Below are 16,901 nucleotides of genomic sequence, written 5' to 3'. Positions count from 1 at the left end.
CCAAAGCGCCTGATTTTTCAATCCATTAACGAGCAACTAGCACTTTGGTCTTCCTCGTTGACCCAGCGTGCCACCCAACCGCAAACAGCGGCGGCGCCCGCCAGGGCGCCGCCGCTGATGACCCACGAGACGCCTGCGATTACAGCAGCAGGCGACGGATATCGGTCAGCACATCGGCCAGGAAGGCCGTGAAGCGCGCCGCATCGGCACCGTTGATCGCCCGGTGATCGTAGGAGAGCGACAGCGGCATCATCAGCCGCGGCTCGAAGTCGGCGCCGTTCCATACCGGCTTCATCTGCGCCTTGGAGACGCCGAGAATGGCCACCTCGGGCGCATTGACGATGGGCGTGAAGGCAGTACCGCCAATGGAGCCAAGGCTCGAGATGGTGAAGCAGCCGCCGGTCATCTCCTCGCGCTTGAGCTTCTTGGTCTGCGCCTTCTTGCCGAGCTCGGCCATGTTGGCGGCAATCTCGATCAGCGACTTCTTGTCGGCGTCGCGCACCACCGGCACCATCAGCCCGTCCGGGGTATCCACGGCGACCCCAATGTGGACGTACTTCTTCCATACCAGGGTCTCGCCGTCGCCCTTGAGGCTGACGTTGAACTGCGGGAACTTCTTCAGCGCAAAGGCGCACGCCTTGACCAGGAAGGGCAGCGGCGTGAGCTTGGCGCCCTGGGCCTCGGCCTCCGCCTTCATCGCCTTGCGGAAGGCCTCCAGCTCGGTGATGTCCGCCTCGTCGAACTGGGTCACGTGGGGCACGTTGAGCCAGCTGCGATGCAGGTTGGTGGCGCCCATCTTGAGCAGGCGACCCATGGGTTTCTCTTCCACCTCGCCGAACTGGCTGAAGTCCACCTCGGGAATCGGCGGAATCCCAGCGCCGCCGGCCGCCGGCGCCGCGGCCTGTGCCGGCGCCTTGGCCTGGCCGGCCATTACCTGCTTGACGTAGGCGTGGACATCCTCCTTGAGGACCCGCTCTTTGGGACCGGACGGCTTGACCAGCCCCAGGTCGACGCCGAGCTCACGGGCCAGCATGCGCACCGCCGGACCGGCGTGGACCAGCTTGCCATCGCGCGGTCGGTGGGCGGCCATCTGGGCTTCGGGGCTCGGTGAGCCGGCCGGCGTTGCCGCCGGCTTGTCAGCCTTGGGCGCCTCGGCCTTGGGCGCCTCAGCCTTCGCCGCGGGCTGCGGCTTGGCCGCAGCGCCGGCCACCTCGATATAGCCGATCAGATCGCCCTCGGAGACGCTGTCGCCCTCCTTGACGGTGAGCTCGAGCAGCTTGCCCTTGAAGGGACTCGGCACGTCCATGGAGGCCTTGTCGGACTCCAGGGTGATCAGCGGGTCCTCCTCATCGACTTCATCGCCGACGGCCACGCCGATCTCGATGATCGGCACGTCACTGGAGCCGGAGAGGTCCGGCACGCGAATCTCCCGGCGCTCGGGCTCGCCGGAGGCCTCAGCGCTCGGCGCCTGCTGGGGCGCGGGCTCGGGGGCTTCGGCGGCTGGGGCCGATGGTTCGGCCGCGGCCGCCTCCCCACCCCCTGCCCCTTCGACTTCCATGGTGCCGATGACGTCACCCTCGGAGACGCTGTCGCCCTCCTTGACCGTCAGGCTGAGGAGTTTGCCGGCATGCGGGCTTGGCACGTCCATGGAGGCCTTGTCGGACTCCAGCGTGATCAGAGTGTCCTCTTCGGCCACCGAGTCGCCCTCGGCCACCGCCACCTCGATGATCTCCACGTCCTCGGCGCCGCCCAGGTCGGGCACCCTGATCTCGACGCTGCGCTTGCCGCCGTCACCGGCCTTGGCCGCCGGCTTGTCCGCGGCGGGCTCGGGGGACTTTTCGGGCGCCGGCTCTGACGCGGACGGTGCCTCGCTTTCGCCGCCGCCGGCACCCTCGGTCTCCAGCTCGACGATATCGTCGCCCTCGGAGACGGTATCGCCCTCCTTGACCAGCACCTTCACGACTTTGCCGCCCTTGGGGGCAGGCACGTCCATGCTGGCCTTGTCGGACTCCAGGGTGATCAGGGTGTCCTCGGCGTCGATCACGTCGCCTGCGGCGACCGCGATCTCGATGATTTCGACATCCTCACTGCCGCCGATGTCGGGAACTTTGATGATTTCGCTACTCAAGGTCGCGCTCCTTCCAAATCGTGCCTGGAACAGGCGGGCCCGGGGCCCGCCCTGCCACCGGAATCAGCTGGTCAGCGGATTGGGCTTGTTGGGGTCGATGCCGTACTTCTTGATCGCCTCGCCGACGACCTTGCGATCCAGCTCGCCGCGATCGGCCAGCGCCTTGAGCGCCGCCACGGTAACGAAGTAGCGATCCACCTCGAAGAAGTGGCGCAGCTTTTCGCGCGTGTCGGAGCGCCCATAGCCGTCGGTCCCCAATACATGGTAGTCCCCCGGCACCCAGGCGCGGACCTGATCGGCGAACAGCCGCATGTAGTCGGTGGAAGCGATGACCGGGCCCTCGCGTCCCTCCAGGCAGCGGGTGACGTGGGGCTTGACCGGCTCGGCCTCCGGATTGAGGAAGGCCTCGCGCTCGAGCAGCAGGGCCTCGCGACGCAGCTCGTTGAAGCTGGTGACGCTCCAGATCTCGGCGCCCACGCCCCAGTCGTCGCGCAGCAGCTCGGCGGCCGCCTCGACCTCGCGCAGGATGGTGCCGGAGCCCAGCAGCTGCACGCGGCCCTTGTTGCCCTGGGTCTCGCTCAGCCGGTACATGCCCTTGATGATGTCCTCGGCGGGCACTTCCTCGAGCGCCGGGTGCTCGTAGTTCTCGTTCATCACCGTGAGGTAGTAGAAGCAGTTCTCCTTGTCGGCGAACATCCGCTTCAGACCGTCCTGGACGATCACCGCCACCTCGTGGGCATAGGTGGGGTCGTAGCTGCGACAGTTGGGAATGGTCGAGGCCTGCAAGTGGCTATGACCGTCCTGGTGCTGCAGCCCCTCACCGTTGAGCGTGGTGCGACCGGCAGTGCCGCCCACCAGGAAGCCGCGCGCCTGCAGGTCACCGGCCGCCCAGGCCAGGTCGCCGATACGCTGGAAGCCGAACATCGAGTAGTAGACGTAGAACGGCAGCAGCGGCAGGTTGTGGTTGCTGTAGGAGGTGGCCGCGGCGATCCACGCCGACATGGCGCCCGCCTCCGAGATGCCCTCCTCGAGGATCTGGCCCTGCTTGTCCTCGCGGTAGAACATGATCTGGCCCTTGTCGACGGGCTCGTACTTCTGGCCTTCGGAGGTGTAGATACCCAGCTGGCGGAACATCCCCTCCATGCCGAAGGTGCGCGCCTCGTCGGGCACGATGGGCACCACCTGCTTGCCGATCTGCTTGTCCTTGACCAGGCCGTTGAGAATCCGCACGAAGGCCATGGTGCTGGAGACCTCGCGCCCCTTGGAGCCGCCCATCTGCGACGCGAAAGTCTTGTCGTCGAGGTCGGGAATCGGCAGCGCCTCGAAGTCGCTGCGCCGGCTCGGCAGATAGCCGCCCAGGCGCTCGCGCTGCAGGTGCATGTACTTGAGCTCGGGGGAGTCGTCGGCCGGCTTGTAGTAGGGGACGTCCTTGAGCTGTTCGTCGGAAAGCGGAATGCCGAAGCGGTCGCGGAATTTCTTCAGCGCCTCGTATTCCATGGTCTTGACCTGGTGAGCCTCGTTGGCCGCCTCACCGTCGCCGCTGCCCATGCCGTAGCCCTTGACGGTGTGCGCCAGGATCACGGTGGGACGGCCGTTGGGATTGTTGACCGCCTCATGGTAGGCCGCATAGACCTTGAAGGGGTCGTGGCCGCCGCGGTTGAGCCGCCAGATGTCCTCGTCGGACATGTCCTTGACCATCTCGGCGGTCTCGGGGTACTTGCCGAAGAAGTGCTCCCGGGTATAGGCACCGCCGTTGGCCTTGTAATTCTGGTACTCGCCGTCGACCGCCTCGTCCATGCGCTTTTGCAGGATGCCCTTCTTGTCCTTCTCGAACAGCGGGTCCCATAGCCGCCCCCAGACCACCTTCTGAACGTTCCAGCCGGCGCCGCGAAACACGCCCTCGAGCTCGTCCATGATCCGCGAGTTGCCGCGTACCGGACCGTCGAGGCGCTGCAGGTTGCAGTTGATGACGAAGATCAGGTTGTCGAGCTTCTCGCGGCTGGCCAGATGAATGGCGCCCAGGGATTCCGGTTCGTCACACTCGCCGTCGCCCATGAAGCACCAGATCTTGCGATCGTGCATGTCCCTGAGCTCGCGGGAGTCCAGGTACTTCATCACGTGGGCCTGGTAGATGGCCTGGATCGGCCCCAGGCCCATGGACACCGTAGGAAACTGCCAAAAGTCCGGCATCAGCCAGGGGTGCGGATAGGACGACAGGCCATCGCCGTCCACCTCCTGGCGGTACTTGTCCATCTGCTCCTCGGTGAGGCGACCCTCCAGGTAGGCGCGGGCATAGACGCCCGGCGCCACGTGTCCCTGGATATAGACAAGGTCGCCCTCGAAGTCCCCGTTGGGGGCGCGGAAGAAGTGGTTGAAGCCGACGTCATAGAGGGTCGCGGCCGACATGAAGCTGGCGATATGGCCGCCGAGGCCGGGGTTCGCCCGGTTGTTGCGGATTACCTGAGCGATGGCGTTGTAGCGAATCAGGGAGCGGATGCGGCGCTCCATGAACAGGTCACCCGGCATGGGCGCTTCGCGATGCACCGGAATGGTATTGCGATGCGGCGTTGTCACCGAGAAGGGCGCCTGGACTCCGTCACGGCGCAGCCGATCGGCCAGGCGGGTCAGCAGGTACCGGGCGCGCTCTTCGCCCTCACGATCCACGACCGATTCCAGGGAATCCAACCATTCCGTGGTCTCGACCGGATCGAAATCTTCTCTTGCCTCAAGACTCATAGACGTCTCTCCGAGTGACAATGTGATGTCAGAATGCCCGAGCGGGTAGCCGGGACGTTGCGCGTGACCGACGATCAGGGGTAATCCGTGCCGTCTCGCGGCGACTTGTAGTCATTTTACAAAACAATGGAGCGGCGAATGCCACCAATGTCGTAGAACATACCGTAAACTGCCCGTGCTGCCAATTCAAATGCAATGGAAATTTTTTCCACAGACGCCATATTGCATTGCAACACAAGCCGTTACGCCAATGACGGCAGCCGAATCGGCACAGTAATGCGCCATGTAATAAAACTACCGTATGATCTAGCCATGGCGTCGCTGACACTGCCGGAAATAGGCCCAGTCGAAGGCGGGTCCCGGGTCGGACTTGCGCAGCGGCGCGATGTGGGCATGGCCAGTGATACGCGCCGGGGTAAGCGCCGGATAGGCCGCCATCAGCGCCCGCAGGGTCGCCGTCAGGGCACGATACTGGGCCTCGCGATAGGGGCGGATCTCGTCGCCTTCCAGCTCGATGCCCACCGAAAAATCGTTGAGCTCCCCCCGCCAGCGCCGTCCATCGAACCAGCGCGAGCGCCCCGCGTGCCAGGCCCGGTCGTGGAAGGGAACGAACTGCACGCACTCGCCGTCGCGGCGAATCAGCAGATGGGCCGAGACCCTGAGCCCGGCGATCTGGGCGAAGAAGGGGTGGGCCGCAGGGTCCAGGCGGTTGGTGAAGAGGCGCTCAATATGCTCGCCGCCAAACTCCCCCGGCGGCAGGCTGATGGCGTGCAGCACCAGTGCCGAGACTTCGCCGGCGGGTCGGGCATTGTGGTTCGGCGACGGCACGCGCCTGGCGCCCTCGAGCCAGCCCTTGTCGATTCGCATAGACTCCCCTGACGTCCTCATCGATGTTTCCCTATAATGGCGGTCTCCCTGCTTCATGACCATGAGAAGGCCCGCCATGCACTATCAGGATGCCCTTGCCGAAGCGATCCGCGAAGCCGCCGCCCACCTGCTGGCGGAGGACGTCGGCGGTGGCGATATCACCGCCCAGCTGATCCCGGAGTCCCGCTGGGCCAGCGCCCGGGTGATCACCCGGGAGCCAGCGGTGCTGTGCGGCGTGGCCTGGGTAGACGAGATATTCCGCCGCCTCGACGCCACCGTCACCCTGCGCTGGCACGCGGCGGACGGCGACCGACTGGAGGCCGGGCAGTGCTTCCTGGAACTGGAGGGCCCGGCACGCTGCCTGCTCACCGGCGAACGGGCGGCGCTGAACCTGCTGCAGACGCTGTCGGCCACGGCCACCCACACCCGCCGCTGCGTCGACCTGCTGGAAGGCACCGGGGCGCGCCTGCTCGACACCCGCAAGACGCTGCCCGGACTGCGTCTGGCCCAGAAGTATGCGGTTACCTGCGGCGGGGGTCACAACCATCGCCTTGGGCTTTGGGACGCCTTCCTGATCAAGGAAAACCATATCGCGGCCTGCGGCGGGATCGCCGCAGCGGTCAAGGAGGCGCGCAACATCGCCAGCGACCTGCCCGTGGAAGTGGAAGTGGAATCCTTCGACGAGCTGGACCAGGCGCTGGCCGCCGGCGCCGATATCATCATGCTCGACAACTTCAGCCTCGACGACATGCGCGAGGCGGTGCGTCGCACCGCCGGGCGGGCGACGCTGGAGGCCTCGGGCAACGTCGATGAGACCACCCTGCGCGCCATCGCCGAGACCGGGGTAGACTGCATCTCCAGCGGCGCCCTGACCAAGGACGTCCAGGCGATCGACCTGTCGATGCGCATCGTCGAGCAGTAGCGTCACAGGGCGTCAGGTTTCCAGAGCCGCCAGGCGCTTCTCCATGCGATGACGGCAGAGCGACTCACCGCCGCGCTCGACCCACTCTTCGCCCAGGTCGCACCAGCCCCGCTTCAGCAGGCTGTCGACCAGCACCAGGCTGGCCTCTATGCGTATCCGCCCTTGACCCTGTTCGAGGAAGAGCCGTTCGGCATGGGCCAGCAGAGTGGTGCCGATGCCGCGTCGCCCCAGCGAGGGCCAGACATAGAGGGTCACGATGCGCCCAGCGGGAATATCGAGCTCGGCGAATCCCACGCAGCGCCCGTCGCAGGCTGCCACCAGGGTAGTGTAGAGCGCCTGGCGCGCCGCCCAGGCGCTGGCCTCACGGGGCAGCACCGCGGCCCAGGCATCGCGTTCGACCCGACTATAGTGGGCAGCGGCCCCCTGCAGCACGGCGTGATGGAAGACCTCGGCCTGGTCGGCGGCGTCCCGGGCCTTGGCCAAGCGATAGAGGATGCGCGGCCCATGGTCGGAAGGCGGCACGCTGTCCCGGTCGGTATCGGACGGAATCATGACGGGGCGTCTCTCAAGCGGTGTCGCCAGCAGACTACACAAGCGGGCGCCGGCGGCCAATCCCCCTCGCGAGACACCGCCCCCCCAGGCATAATGCCGCCATGAATCCGACGCCTCCCCCGCCCGACGCCCAGGGCCTGGCGATGACGCCGATCGGCGTCATCGAGAGCGACTATCCCGACAAGTTTGGCATCCCCCGCCAGCCCGGCCTGGCGACGGCCGCCCGCGCCTGCCTGGTGCTAACGCCCCCCTTCGACGACCCGCTGGCGGTGCGCGGCCTGGACGCCTTCAGCCACCTTTGGCTGACCTTCGTGTTTCATCAGAGCCCGCCGCGCTGGACGCCGCTGGTGCGCCCCCCGCGGCTGGGCGGCAACGCCAAGGTGGGGGTCTTCGCCAGCCGCAGCACCCACCGCCCCAACCGCCTGGGGCTGTCGCTGGTGGAGCTGCTCGAGATCGACACCCGGCGCGGCGTGCGCCTGGTGCTCGCCGGTGCCGACCTGGTCGACGGCACCCCGGTGCTCGACATCAAGCCCTACCTGCCCTGGGCCGAGGCCAGGCCCGAGGCCCGCGCCGGCTTCGCCCCGGAGACCCCACCCCGGCTGCCGGTGGACTTCTCCACGGTCAGCGAGACCACCCTGGCCGGTCGCGCCGACGGCGACTCGCTGCGCGCACTGATCATCCAGATATTGGCCCAGGACCCGCGTCCCGCCTATCACCGGCGCACCCTGGGCGGCGATCATGACCGGATCTATGGCGTAAGGCTGCGCGACGTGGACGTGCGCTTTCGCGCCGTCTCATGCAGCCATGGCACGCAAATGGAGGTGGTCGAGATCGTGGCGACCTGAGCGGCTCCCGGCCCCACCACGACGAAGGGCCCCGAGGGGCCCTTCGCGGTCTTGCCTTAGGCGCGACGCGCCGGCCTCAGGTGAAGTCGACACCGATGCGGCGCCCCACCTCCTCGTAGGCCTCGATGACACCGCCCAGCCCCTGGCGGAAGCGATCCTTGTCGAGTTTCTCGCGGGTCTTGGCATCCCACAGCCGACAGCCGTCGGGAGAGAACTCGTCGCCGAGCACGATCTGCCCCTTGAACAGGCCGAACTCCAGCTTGTAATCCACCAGCAGCAGGCCACCCTCGGCGAACAGCGCCTGGAGCACGGCGTTGACCTTGAAGGTCAGCGCCTTCATCTCGGCCAGCTGCTCGGGCGTAGCCCAGCCGAAAGTCTCGGCCAGCGACTCGTTGATCATGGGGTCGTGCAGGGCGTCGTTCTTGAGGAACAGCTCGAAGGTGGGCGGCGTAAGTTCCTGGCCCTCGGTGACGCCGAGACGCTTGACCAGACCGCCGGCGGCGATGTTGCGCACCACGCACTCCACCGGGATCATCTCGAGGGTCTTCACCAGGCTCTCGGTGTCGGAGAGACAGCGCTCGAAGTGGGTGGGGATCCCCGCCGCTTCGAGCTTGCCCATGATGAAGGCATTGAAGCGGTTGTTGACCATACCCTTGCGCGCCAGCGACTCCATGCGTTCGCCGTCGAAGGCGCTGGTGTCATCGCGAAACTGCAGGACCACGAAGTCCGGGTCATCGGTGGCGTAGACCGACTTGGCCTTGCCGGCATAGAGTTCTTGGCGCTTTTCCATGGGTGTCTCCAGGCATGATGGCGCTTGAGGAAATAAGGTTGGGCGGCTCAGATGATCGCCTGCCAGTGTAGCCCCTGATCCTGGGCGGCGACCGTCAGCCGCGAGGCGTCGCCGTCGAGCAGCGGGGTCAGCGCCTCCAGCGCTAGCTCGGGGCGGTTGTTGTGTTCGGAGAGGTGCGAGCAGACGATGCGCTGCAGGCGATCCAGCCCCAGGCGCTGAAGCAGCGCCGCCGCCTGGCCGTTGGCCAGGTGGCCCCAGTGGCCGCCGACGCGGCGCTTGAGCCGCGGCGGATAGGGGCCCTCGGCGAGCATCTGCACGTCATGGTTGCACTCCAGGACCAACGCATCGCAGCCGGCGAAGGCGCTGGCGACGTGCTCGGTGGGATGCCCCAGGTCGGTGAGCACGCCGAGGCGACGACCGCCGGATTCGAAGCGAAACTGCACCGGCTCGCGCGCGTCGTGAGGCACAGTCACCGGGTCGATGGTCAACCCCTTGATGGCGAAGCGCACCTGGGGGGTCACCCAGTGGCGCTGCGGGACCTCGCCCAGGCGGCCCGCCAGCCAGGTACCCGGCGTCAGATAGACCGGCACCGCATGACGGCGAGCCAGCGGCCCGACGCCGCGCAGGTGGTCGCCGTGCTCGTGGGTGACCAGCACGGCATCCAGCTGACGCGGGTGAACCCCCAGCCGGGCCAGGCGCCGCTCGGTCTCGCGCAGGCCAAAGCCGCAGTCGACCAGCAGGCAGGTCTCCCCGTCGCTGACCAGGGTGGCGTTACCCTTGCTGCCGCTGCCCAGGGAAGCGAAGCGTAGCCGTCCGGGGGCGGACAGGCTCGCCGGGACGGTGGCGCCTTCTCCGGCCATCAGCGCAGCAGGCCCGCCACCCGCTCCAGCAGTTCGCGGGCATCCCCCTCCGTGAAGCGGCGATCGCTCTCGTTGACGGCGCGCAGTTGGGTCTGCTGCGGCCCCGTCTCTTCCAGCACCAGGCGAATCTGCTGTGACATCTGCCGCACGTCGGGGCTCAGCACGATCTGCACGAAGCCGCGCTCGCGCTCGCTGGCGGTCATGTAGTCGATCACGAAATCGCGAGCCTGGGGGTTCTGCTCCAGCAGGTTGCGACGCTCCTCGACAGTGAAATCGGCCTCCAGCTGATGGCTCAGCTCGGCCCACACCCGATCGATCTCCAGCGGGATCTGAACGACCCACTCGCCGCTGTCGAGCTGGTCGAGGCGCAGGCGCGCTTCGCCGGCGAGCCGCTGGCCGGCCAGGGAGGCGGCGCTGGCGGTGGCGGTGCGAGCGCTGAAGTGCGACTCGAGCGCCTCCAGGCAGGCCGCCACCGGCCGCCCCTGACGGTCACAGCGCACCTCGCTGTCCCCGGCACGCAGCCCCTGGCGGACGCTCAGCCGACCTTCGGTGGTCTCCAGCACGCCGCGATCCGCATCGCTGGCCTCGACGCTCAGGCCCCGGGTACGGGCGAAATCCTGCAGCTGCGGCCAGACCATGCCGGGGTCGGCCCCAACCACCAGCCAGCGGTCATCGCCCACCTCGCGGCGCTCGACGAAGTCGCGTTCCACGGCCCGTCCGGTGGCCAGGCGCTCGGGGCTGGGTGCGCGGAAGCGCTCGCCGTCGCGGCGCAGGGTGCCGGTCGCCTGGGGCACCGGCATGGCATCCCGATAGCGCTGCTCGTCACGGCTTGCCGGGAGCGACAGGGGCGCGCTGCGCTGGGCCTCCACGTAGTCGATGTTGCGGTCGTCGTAGAAGCCGTCTCGGGCGCAGCCGGCCGTGGCCAGGGCGATAACGGCCGCCAGCGGCATCCATTTCAGCGCAGAATTCATGCGTCCACCTTGCATTGTGTTGTCGGGCCGAGGAGCCTGTCGGGCTTAACGCTGATCTGCTGCGAAACCCGGGCTTTCGGCCAATTCCATTCGATCTGATTCGTTAAATAGCGCGCTATTCGCCTCATCAGATCGATAAACTTGTCTCGAAATCCGTGTTCCTCGCGACGATCGGTCAAACCCGACAGGCTCCTAGTGACTCGTCGAGCGTTGTAACGTTCAGTCGTCGATCACGCCGGCCAGCTGCAGGGCCTCGTCCACGGTTGCATGGTACTTCTCGGAGAGCCAGGTCAGCGGCAGCCGGATGCCGGGCTCGACCAGTCCCATGCGGTGCAGGGCCCACTTGACGGGAATCGGATTGGATTCGATGCCCAGATTGGTGTGCAGGGGCATCAGCCGGGTGTTGAGCTGGTGGGCGCGGTCGGCATCGCCGGCCACCGCGGCGGTACACAGCTCGTGCATCGCCCTGGGGGCCACGTTGGCGGTCACCGAGATGTCGCCATGGCCGCCCATCAGCATGAACTCGCAGGCGGTGCCGTCGTCGCCGGAGTAGAGCATGAAGCCGCTGCCCGCGAGGCGTGCGATGAGGTCCTCGGCGCGCTCGAGGTTACCGGTAGCATCCTTGAGGCCGATAATATTGTCCACCTCGACCAGGCGCAGCACCGTCTCGTTGTAGAGATCGGAAGCGGTGCGGCCCGGCACGTTGTAGAGGATCACCGGCAGGCGGCTGCCGTCGGCCACCGCCTTGAAGTGCTGGAACAGGCCTTCCTGGGTCGGCTTGTTGTAGTAGGGGCAGACCGACAGGCAGTAGTCGGCCCCCACCTCGCTGGCGTAGCGCGCCAGCTCCACCGCCTCGGAGGTGGCGTTGGCCCCGGTGCCGGCGATCACCGGGATGCGGCCGTCGACTTCCTCCACCACCGTGCGAATCACGTCGAAGTGCTCGGCGAACGACATGGTGGTGGGCTCACCGGTGGTCCCCGCGGCCACGATGCCGTCGGTGCCGTTTTCCAGGTGGAAGTTCACCAGGCGGCGCAGCGCCTCCCAGTCGATATCGCCATTGACCTTCATCGGCGTCGCCAGGGCGACGATACTGCCAGTGATCATCCTGTCATTCCTCTCGCTCATGCCCCGCCCGCGAGTGTCGAATCGGCCCGCGCCAACGGCGACACCCCGTAGCCAAAGGGTAAATGGTACTCAGGCGGTGGAAGGCTGTACAGCGGCGCGCGGCCTGTCTTTGACAGCGTCGCCCCGGTTGCGTGTAATCAGCAGCGGGCTGCACGCAGGTTTCGCTGCGGCCACCCCTTCCCCGACCCACCAAGGAGCGCCCCATGACGCTTGCCATCGGCCAGCCCGTCCCCGACTTCACCGCCGACGCCACCGGCGACACCCGCGTGACCCTTTCCGAGCTGCGCGGCCAGCAGGTGGTGGTCTACTTCTACCCCAAGGCCAGCACCCCCGGCTGCACCACCGAGGGCGGCGACTTTCGCGACCACAAGGACGCCTTCGATGCCGCCAATACGGTGATCCTCGGCGTATCCCGCGACGGCCTTCGCGCCCAGGAGAACTTCAAGGCCAAGCAGGGCTTCAACTTCGCACTGATCTCCGACAAGGACGAGACCCTCTGTCGGCTGTTCGATGTCATCAAGCTCAAGAAGCTCTACGGCAAGGAACACTTAGGAATAGAGCGCAGCACCTTCCTGATCGACGCCGAGGGCCGGCTGGCCCGGGAGTGGCGCGGCGTGAAGGTGAAGGGCCATGTCGAGGAAGTGCTGGCCGCCGCCCAGGCGCTGCACGCCGAGGGCTGATCGTCGGCGGCGCCCGCCATCGGCGGGCGCCGCCGCCGCTCACTTCTCGACGCTCTCCTCGACGGCCTCCTGGGCCTGGACCTGCTTGATGCCCCGCGGCCAGGCGTAGACCAGGGCCTTGAGCAGGGTGGCCAGCGGAATCGCGAAGAAGATCCCCCAGAAGCCCCAGACGCCGCCGAAGAACAGCACCGCCACGATGATCGAGACCGGATGCAGGTTGACGGCCTCGGAGAACAGGATCGGCACCAGCACGTTGCCGTCCAGCGCCTGAATGATGCCGTAGGCGATCAGCACGTAGATGAACTGGTCGCTCATGCCGAAATGAAACCCCGCCACCGCCGCCACCGGCAGGGTGGCCACCGCGGCGCCGATATAGGGCACCAGCACCGAGAGCCCGACCAGCACCGCCAGCAGCGCCGAATAGGGCAGTCCGAAGAAAGCGAAGGTAAAGAAGGTCACGGTGCCGACGATGATGATCTCGACGAACTTGCCGCGCACGTAGTTGGCGATCTGGTCGTCCATCTCGTACCAGATGCGGGTCATCAGGGTGCGCTGCTGGGGCAGCAGCGAGAGGGTGAAGGCCACCAGCTGCTCGCGATCCTTGAGCAGGAAGAACACCAGAATCGGCACCAGCACCAGGTAGATGATCAGCGACAGGACATTGCCCAGCGACGCCAGCGACAGGGTCAGGGCACGCTGACCGAACTGGGTCATCTCGCGACCGGCCACCCCGATCCACTCCTGCACCTGGTCCGGCGTCACCAGGTTGGGGTAGCGCTCCTGGACGTCGTCCAGCCAGCGCTGGCCGCTGGCCACGATGCGCGGGGTTTCCTGTACCAGCCCCACGAGCTGGTTCCATATCAAGGGCATCAGGATGAAGGCCATCGCCATCAGGATCCCGATGAACCCCAGGAACACCAGGGTTACGGCCAGCAGGTGGGGCACCCCGCGCCGCGTCAGGGCGTTGACGCCACCCTGCAGCAGAAAGGCGATCACCAGGGCGGTGAGAAAGGGCGCCAGCATGCGCCCGAACAGGATCAGGGCGCTGAAGCCGAGCACCAGCACCACCAGCAGGATCACTGCTTCCTCGTCGGAGAAATAGCGCTCGACCCAGCTCTTGAAAACGGCGCGCAGGGTCATGGCGCCACGTCCCCACCCTTGCGGATCCAGTAGTGAAAGACCTCGCCGCGCTCCTCGCGGGCGACCAGCTCGTGGACGCTCTGCTCGGCAAAGGTCTCGAAATCGCGCCACGAGCCGGCATCGGTGGCCACGACTTCGAGCAGCTGTCCCGGCGCCAGCCGAGCCAGCGCCTGCTTGGCCTTGAGCAGCGGCAGCGGACAGGGCAGCCCGCAGGCATCGAGCACGTCGTCTGGTTGCACAGCCATGATGTCTCCCGGGAGAATGCTGAAATGCGACGCCCCGCGACCGGCAGCGTCAAAACCCTTGGGATTTAAAGGCACTTTGCAGGCCGAATCAATGTCGGAAAGAGACCCGACCGCCCCATCATGACGAGGATGGCCATGCCCCGCGACTTACGATCCTGCCTCAGCGCCGGCACCCTGGCGCTACTTCTGGCCTTCACTCCCCTCGGCTCGGCCAACGCGGCGGATGACTATGGGCTGCCCAGCCTGACGGGCAGCAGCCAGGCCATCAGCGGCGAGGAGTACCGATTGGGCCGCGCCTGGCTGCGCCAGTTCCGCGCCCAGGCCCCGCTTTGGCAAGACCCGATCGCCCAGGCGTACGTGGAAGCCATGCTGGCGCAGCTGTCGCCCCACAGCGGCCTCACCGACGCCCGCACGGTGGTGACCCTGGTCGACAGCCGCCAGCTCAACGCCTTCGCCGTGCCCGGCGGGGTGATCGGCGTCAACGCTGGACTCTTCGCCTTCGCCGATGAAGAGGACGCCGTGGCCTCGGTGCTGGCCCACGAGCTGGGCCACCTGTCGCAACGCCACTATGCCCGCGGCCAGGCCCGCGCCGAACAGACCCAGATTCCGGCCATGGCCGCCATGCTGGCGGGCATGCTGATCGCCGCCAGCGGCGGCGGGGATGCCGGCATCGCCGCCGCCATGGGCTCCCAGGCCGCCTTCATCCAGGATCGCCTGGCCTACTCGCGGCGCTTCGAGCAGGAGGCCGACCGCATCGGGCTGCAGGCTATGGCCCAGGCGGGCTTCGACCCCCAGGCGATGGTGCGCATGTTCCGCGCCATGCAGCGCCAGGCCAGCCTGCAGGGCGGCAATCCGCCGGAGTTCCTGCTCACTCACCCGCTCACCGAATCACGCATCAGCGACGCCGAGGACCGTGCCGCCCAGCTGACGGCCAGCGATCGCCGCCACCGCGACCCCAGCTATCACCTGGTGCGCGCCCGGGCACTGCTGACCATTCACCAGCGCGCTCCCCAGCAGGCAGCCACACGCCTGGAGCAGGACGGCGCACCCACCGAGGCGCAGCGCTACCTGGCCGCGCTGATCGCGGCCCGGCAGAACGATACCGACAGGGCACTGAATCAGCTCGACGCCCTGGCCCGGGAGCTGCCCGACCTGGCGATGATCCCGGTCAGCGCCGCCGAGGTGGCCTTTGCGGCCGGGCGCTACGACGACGCCATCGAGCGCAGCCGGCGCCTGCTGCGGCTGATGCCGGGCCATGTGCCAGCCACGATGGTGCTGGGCGAGGCGCTGCTGCAGCGCGATCCCAACGAGGCCTACCGGGTGCTACGCGACCTCGCCGAGCGGCGTCCGGAAGACCCCCTGGCCTTCACCCTGCTGGCCGAGGCCGCCGGACGCAGCGGCCGCGAAGCCTGGGGCCACCTGGCCCGCGCCGAGCAGCTGCAGCTCACCGGCGAGATCGATCGCGCCATTCGCCAGCTCGAGGTGGCCCGAGGGGTCGCCGAGCAGAGCGGCGACGGCAACGCCGCGGCGCGCATCGAACAGCGCCGCGAGGCCTTCATCGGCTATCGGGAGACGCTGGAGAAGTTCTGAGCAGGGGCGAGGAACGAGGGGCGAGGGGCAAGAAAGAGGCTCTTCGCACTTTAGCGTGAACATGTTTGGCAGGCTCTATGGTGGAAGGCCGGCTCTGCCGGGCGAAGGCGCCGCAGGCGCCCCATGGGTAGCGCTGCGCGCTACTTCGCGAGCTGAAGCTCCCTCCCACAGGGCAAGTTCACGCCAGTCTGCGATGAACCAGAAAGCGTGCCCCTCGTCCCTCGAACCTTACGCCTTGAAATTGAGCATCCGCTCCAGGGGCTTGAGGGCGCGCTGGCGCAGCGCGGCATCGACCTGGATCTCGCCGCTGCCGTGGCGCAGAGCGCCGGCCAGATTGTCCAGGGCGTTCATGGCCATCCAGGGGCAGTGGGCGCAGCTCTTGCAGGTGGCGCCGTTGCCGGCGGTGGGCGCCTCGAACAGGGTCTTCTCCGGCACCGCCTGCTGCATCTTGAAGAAGATGCCGCGGTCGGTGGCCACGATCAGCTTGTCGTGGGGCAGCTCCTTGGCGGCCTTGATCAGCTGCGAGGTGGAGCCCGCCACGTCGGCCAGCTCCACCACCGCCGCCGGCGATTCGGGGTGAACCAGCACCGCCGCGCCGGGATAGAGCGCCTTGAGGTCCTCGACGCCCTTGGCCTTGAACTCCTCGTGGACGATGCAGGCGCCGTCCCACATCAGCATGTCGGCACCGGTCCGCTTCTGGATATAACCGCCCAGATGCTTGTCCGGGGCCCACAGAATCTTCTCGCCACGGGCCTGCAGGTGCTCGATGACATCCACTGCAATGGATGAGGTGACCACCCAGTCGGCGCGAGCCTTGACGGCCGCGGAGGTGTTGGCATAGACCACCACGGTGCGGTCGGGATGGGCGTCGCAGAAGGCGCTGAACTCGTCTGCGGGACAGCCGATATCCAGCGAGCAGGTCGCCTCGAGGGTCGGCATCAGTACCCGCTTCTCCGGCGAGAGGATCTTGGCGGTCTCGCCCATGAAGCGCACCCCGGCGACGACCAGGGTGTCGGCCTCGTGACGGGCGCCGAAGCGGGCCATCTCCAGGGAATCGGCCACGCAGCCGCCGGTCTCCTCGGCCAGCTGCTGGATGGCGTCGTCGGTGTAGTAGTGGGCCACCAGCACGGCGTTGTGGGCCTCGAGCAGACGCTTGATTTCCGCGACGCGGGCCTCGTCCTCGGCGGGAATGCGGGTGGGGCAGTAGGCGCGAGCCAGGTGGTCGCGCACCTCGGCTCGGGAAGTCATGATCGTCATCGTGTCTACCACTGTGACTGGCAGGGGCTCCCCCTGCGGGTAACGGGTGCATCGCGAGCAGCGCGCTCCGCGCCGACGATGCGCCTGGGGCCGGCAGCGTCTCTCGCCGCCGATGCCCATAGCGCTATTCTAGACCACAACGCTGGGGTATTGACCAGCCCCGGCCCGAAAAGCGGCATCACGCCTGTTATGG

At 67.3% G+C, this 16,901-nt stretch carries 15 protein-coding genes; 4 read left to right on the top strand and 11 right to left on the bottom strand.

Annotation, left to right across the window (positions count from 1 at the left end):
* Window positions 1-139: 139 nt before the first annotated feature.
* The 3 genes from aceF to ampD all read right to left on the bottom strand — a co-directional run bounded on the left by aceF (window position 140) and on the right by ampD (window position 5,731).
* A complete protein-coding gene (aceF, locus tag ACZIYR_RS03400) occupies window positions 140-2,128 on the bottom strand; it encodes a pyruvate dehydrogenase complex dihydrolipoyllysine-residue acetyltransferase (RefSeq protein ID WP_483528204.1) in 1,989 nt (662 codons plus the stop codon).
* 63 nt (window positions 2,129-2,191) lie between these two features.
* Window positions 2,192-4,864, bottom strand: coding sequence for a pyruvate dehydrogenase (acetyl-transferring), homodimeric type (aceE, locus tag ACZIYR_RS03395; RefSeq protein ID WP_483528203.1), 2,673 nt, complete (start codon window positions 4,862-4,864; stop codon window positions 2,192-2,194).
* A 306-nt stretch (window positions 4,865-5,170) separates the two neighbouring features.
* Complete coding sequence (ampD, locus tag ACZIYR_RS03390) at window positions 5,171-5,731, bottom strand: 1,6-anhydro-N-acetylmuramyl-L-alanine amidase AmpD (RefSeq protein ID WP_483528202.1); 561 nt, start codon at window positions 5,729-5,731, stop codon at window positions 5,171-5,173.
* Between the two features lie 76 nt (window positions 5,732-5,807).
* On the opposite strand from ampD, the gene nadC reads away from it, so the two are divergent.
* Window positions 5,808-6,653, top strand: coding sequence for a carboxylating nicotinate-nucleotide diphosphorylase (gene nadC, locus ACZIYR_RS03385; RefSeq protein ID WP_473032407.1), 846 nt, complete (start codon window positions 5,808-5,810; stop codon window positions 6,651-6,653).
* 12 nt (window positions 6,654-6,665) lie between these two features.
* Here the strand turns inward: nadC and ACZIYR_RS03380 are convergent, their stop codons facing one another.
* Complete coding sequence (locus ACZIYR_RS03380) at window positions 6,666-7,205, bottom strand: GNAT family N-acetyltransferase (protein WP_483528201.1); 540 nt, start codon at window positions 7,203-7,205, stop codon at window positions 6,666-6,668.
* Window positions 7,206-7,306: 101 nt separating this feature from the next.
* Here ACZIYR_RS03380 and tsaA point away from each other — a divergent pair, with 101 nt between their 5' ends.
* Window positions 7,307-8,050 carry a tRNA (N6-threonylcarbamoyladenosine(37)-N6)-methyltransferase TrmO gene (gene tsaA, locus ACZIYR_RS03375; RefSeq protein ID WP_473032406.1) on the top strand — a complete coding sequence of 248 codons (744 nt, stop codon included), beginning with the start codon at window positions 7,307-7,309 and terminating at the stop codon, window positions 8,048-8,050.
* Window positions 8,051-8,126: 76 nt separating this feature from the next.
* Here the strand turns inward: tsaA and purC are convergent, their stop codons facing one another.
* From purC to dapA, 4 genes are all read right to left on the bottom strand, one after another.
* Entirely contained in the window at window positions 8,127-8,840 is a 714-nt protein-coding gene (gene purC, locus ACZIYR_RS03370; RefSeq protein WP_473032405.1) for a phosphoribosylaminoimidazolesuccinocarboxamide synthase, read from the bottom strand.
* 47 nt (window positions 8,841-8,887) lie between these two features.
* A complete protein-coding gene (locus ACZIYR_RS03365) occupies window positions 8,888-9,700 on the bottom strand; it encodes an MBL fold metallo-hydrolase (RefSeq protein ID WP_483528200.1) in 813 nt (270 codons plus the stop codon).
* On the bottom strand, window positions 9,700-10,671 hold the full coding sequence (locus ACZIYR_RS03360) for a lipoprotein, NlpB (protein ID WP_473032403.1): 972 nt from the start codon (window positions 10,669-10,671) through the stop codon (window positions 9,700-9,702). The genes ACZIYR_RS03365 and ACZIYR_RS03360 overlap by 1 nt, the downstream gene beginning before the upstream one ends.
* Before the next feature lie 219 nt (window positions 10,672-10,890).
* Window positions 10,891-11,775 (bottom strand): 4-hydroxy-tetrahydrodipicolinate synthase, encoded by an 885-nt coding sequence (dapA, locus tag ACZIYR_RS03355; RefSeq protein WP_473032402.1) that lies wholly within the window; start codon window positions 11,773-11,775, stop codon window positions 10,891-10,893.
* A gap of 224 nt (window positions 11,776-11,999) precedes the next feature.
* Here dapA and ACZIYR_RS03350 point away from each other — a divergent pair, with 224 nt between their 5' ends.
* On the top strand, window positions 12,000-12,476 hold the full coding sequence (locus ACZIYR_RS03350) for a peroxiredoxin (protein ID WP_473032401.1): 477 nt from the start codon (window positions 12,000-12,002) through the stop codon (window positions 12,474-12,476).
* A 39-nt stretch (window positions 12,477-12,515) separates the two neighbouring features.
* Here the strand turns inward: ACZIYR_RS03350 and ACZIYR_RS03345 are convergent, their stop codons facing one another.
* Together ACZIYR_RS03345 and ACZIYR_RS03340 are read right to left on the bottom strand one after the other, a co-directional pair.
* Entirely contained in the window at window positions 12,516-13,616 is a 1,101-nt protein-coding gene (locus ACZIYR_RS03345; RefSeq protein WP_483528199.1) for an AI-2E family transporter, read from the bottom strand.
* Window positions 13,613-13,861 carry a sulfurtransferase TusA family protein gene (locus tag ACZIYR_RS03340; RefSeq protein ID WP_473032400.1) on the bottom strand — a complete coding sequence of 83 codons (249 nt, stop codon included), beginning with the start codon at window positions 13,859-13,861 and terminating at the stop codon, window positions 13,613-13,615. The genes ACZIYR_RS03345 and ACZIYR_RS03340 overlap by 4 nt, the downstream gene beginning before the upstream one ends.
* A gap of 135 nt (window positions 13,862-13,996) precedes the next feature.
* Here ACZIYR_RS03340 and ACZIYR_RS03335 point away from each other — a divergent pair, with 135 nt between their 5' ends.
* Window positions 13,997-15,451, top strand: coding sequence for a M48 family metalloprotease (locus ACZIYR_RS03335; protein WP_483528198.1), 1,455 nt, complete (start codon window positions 13,997-13,999; stop codon window positions 15,449-15,451).
* A 228-nt stretch (window positions 15,452-15,679) separates the two neighbouring features.
* Here ACZIYR_RS03335 and nadA read toward each other — a convergent pair whose 3' ends face one another.
* On the bottom strand, window positions 15,680-16,708 hold the full coding sequence (gene nadA, locus ACZIYR_RS03330) for a quinolinate synthase NadA (protein WP_473032398.1): 1,029 nt from the start codon (window positions 16,706-16,708) through the stop codon (window positions 15,680-15,682).
* Between the last annotated feature and the right edge of the window lie 193 nt (window positions 16,709-16,901).

The sequence above is a fragment of the Billgrantia sp. NRB1 genome (assembly GCF_056921725.1).
Note: the sequence above shows the minus strand (reverse complement) of the source record. Positions and strands in the feature narration are given on the sequence as shown.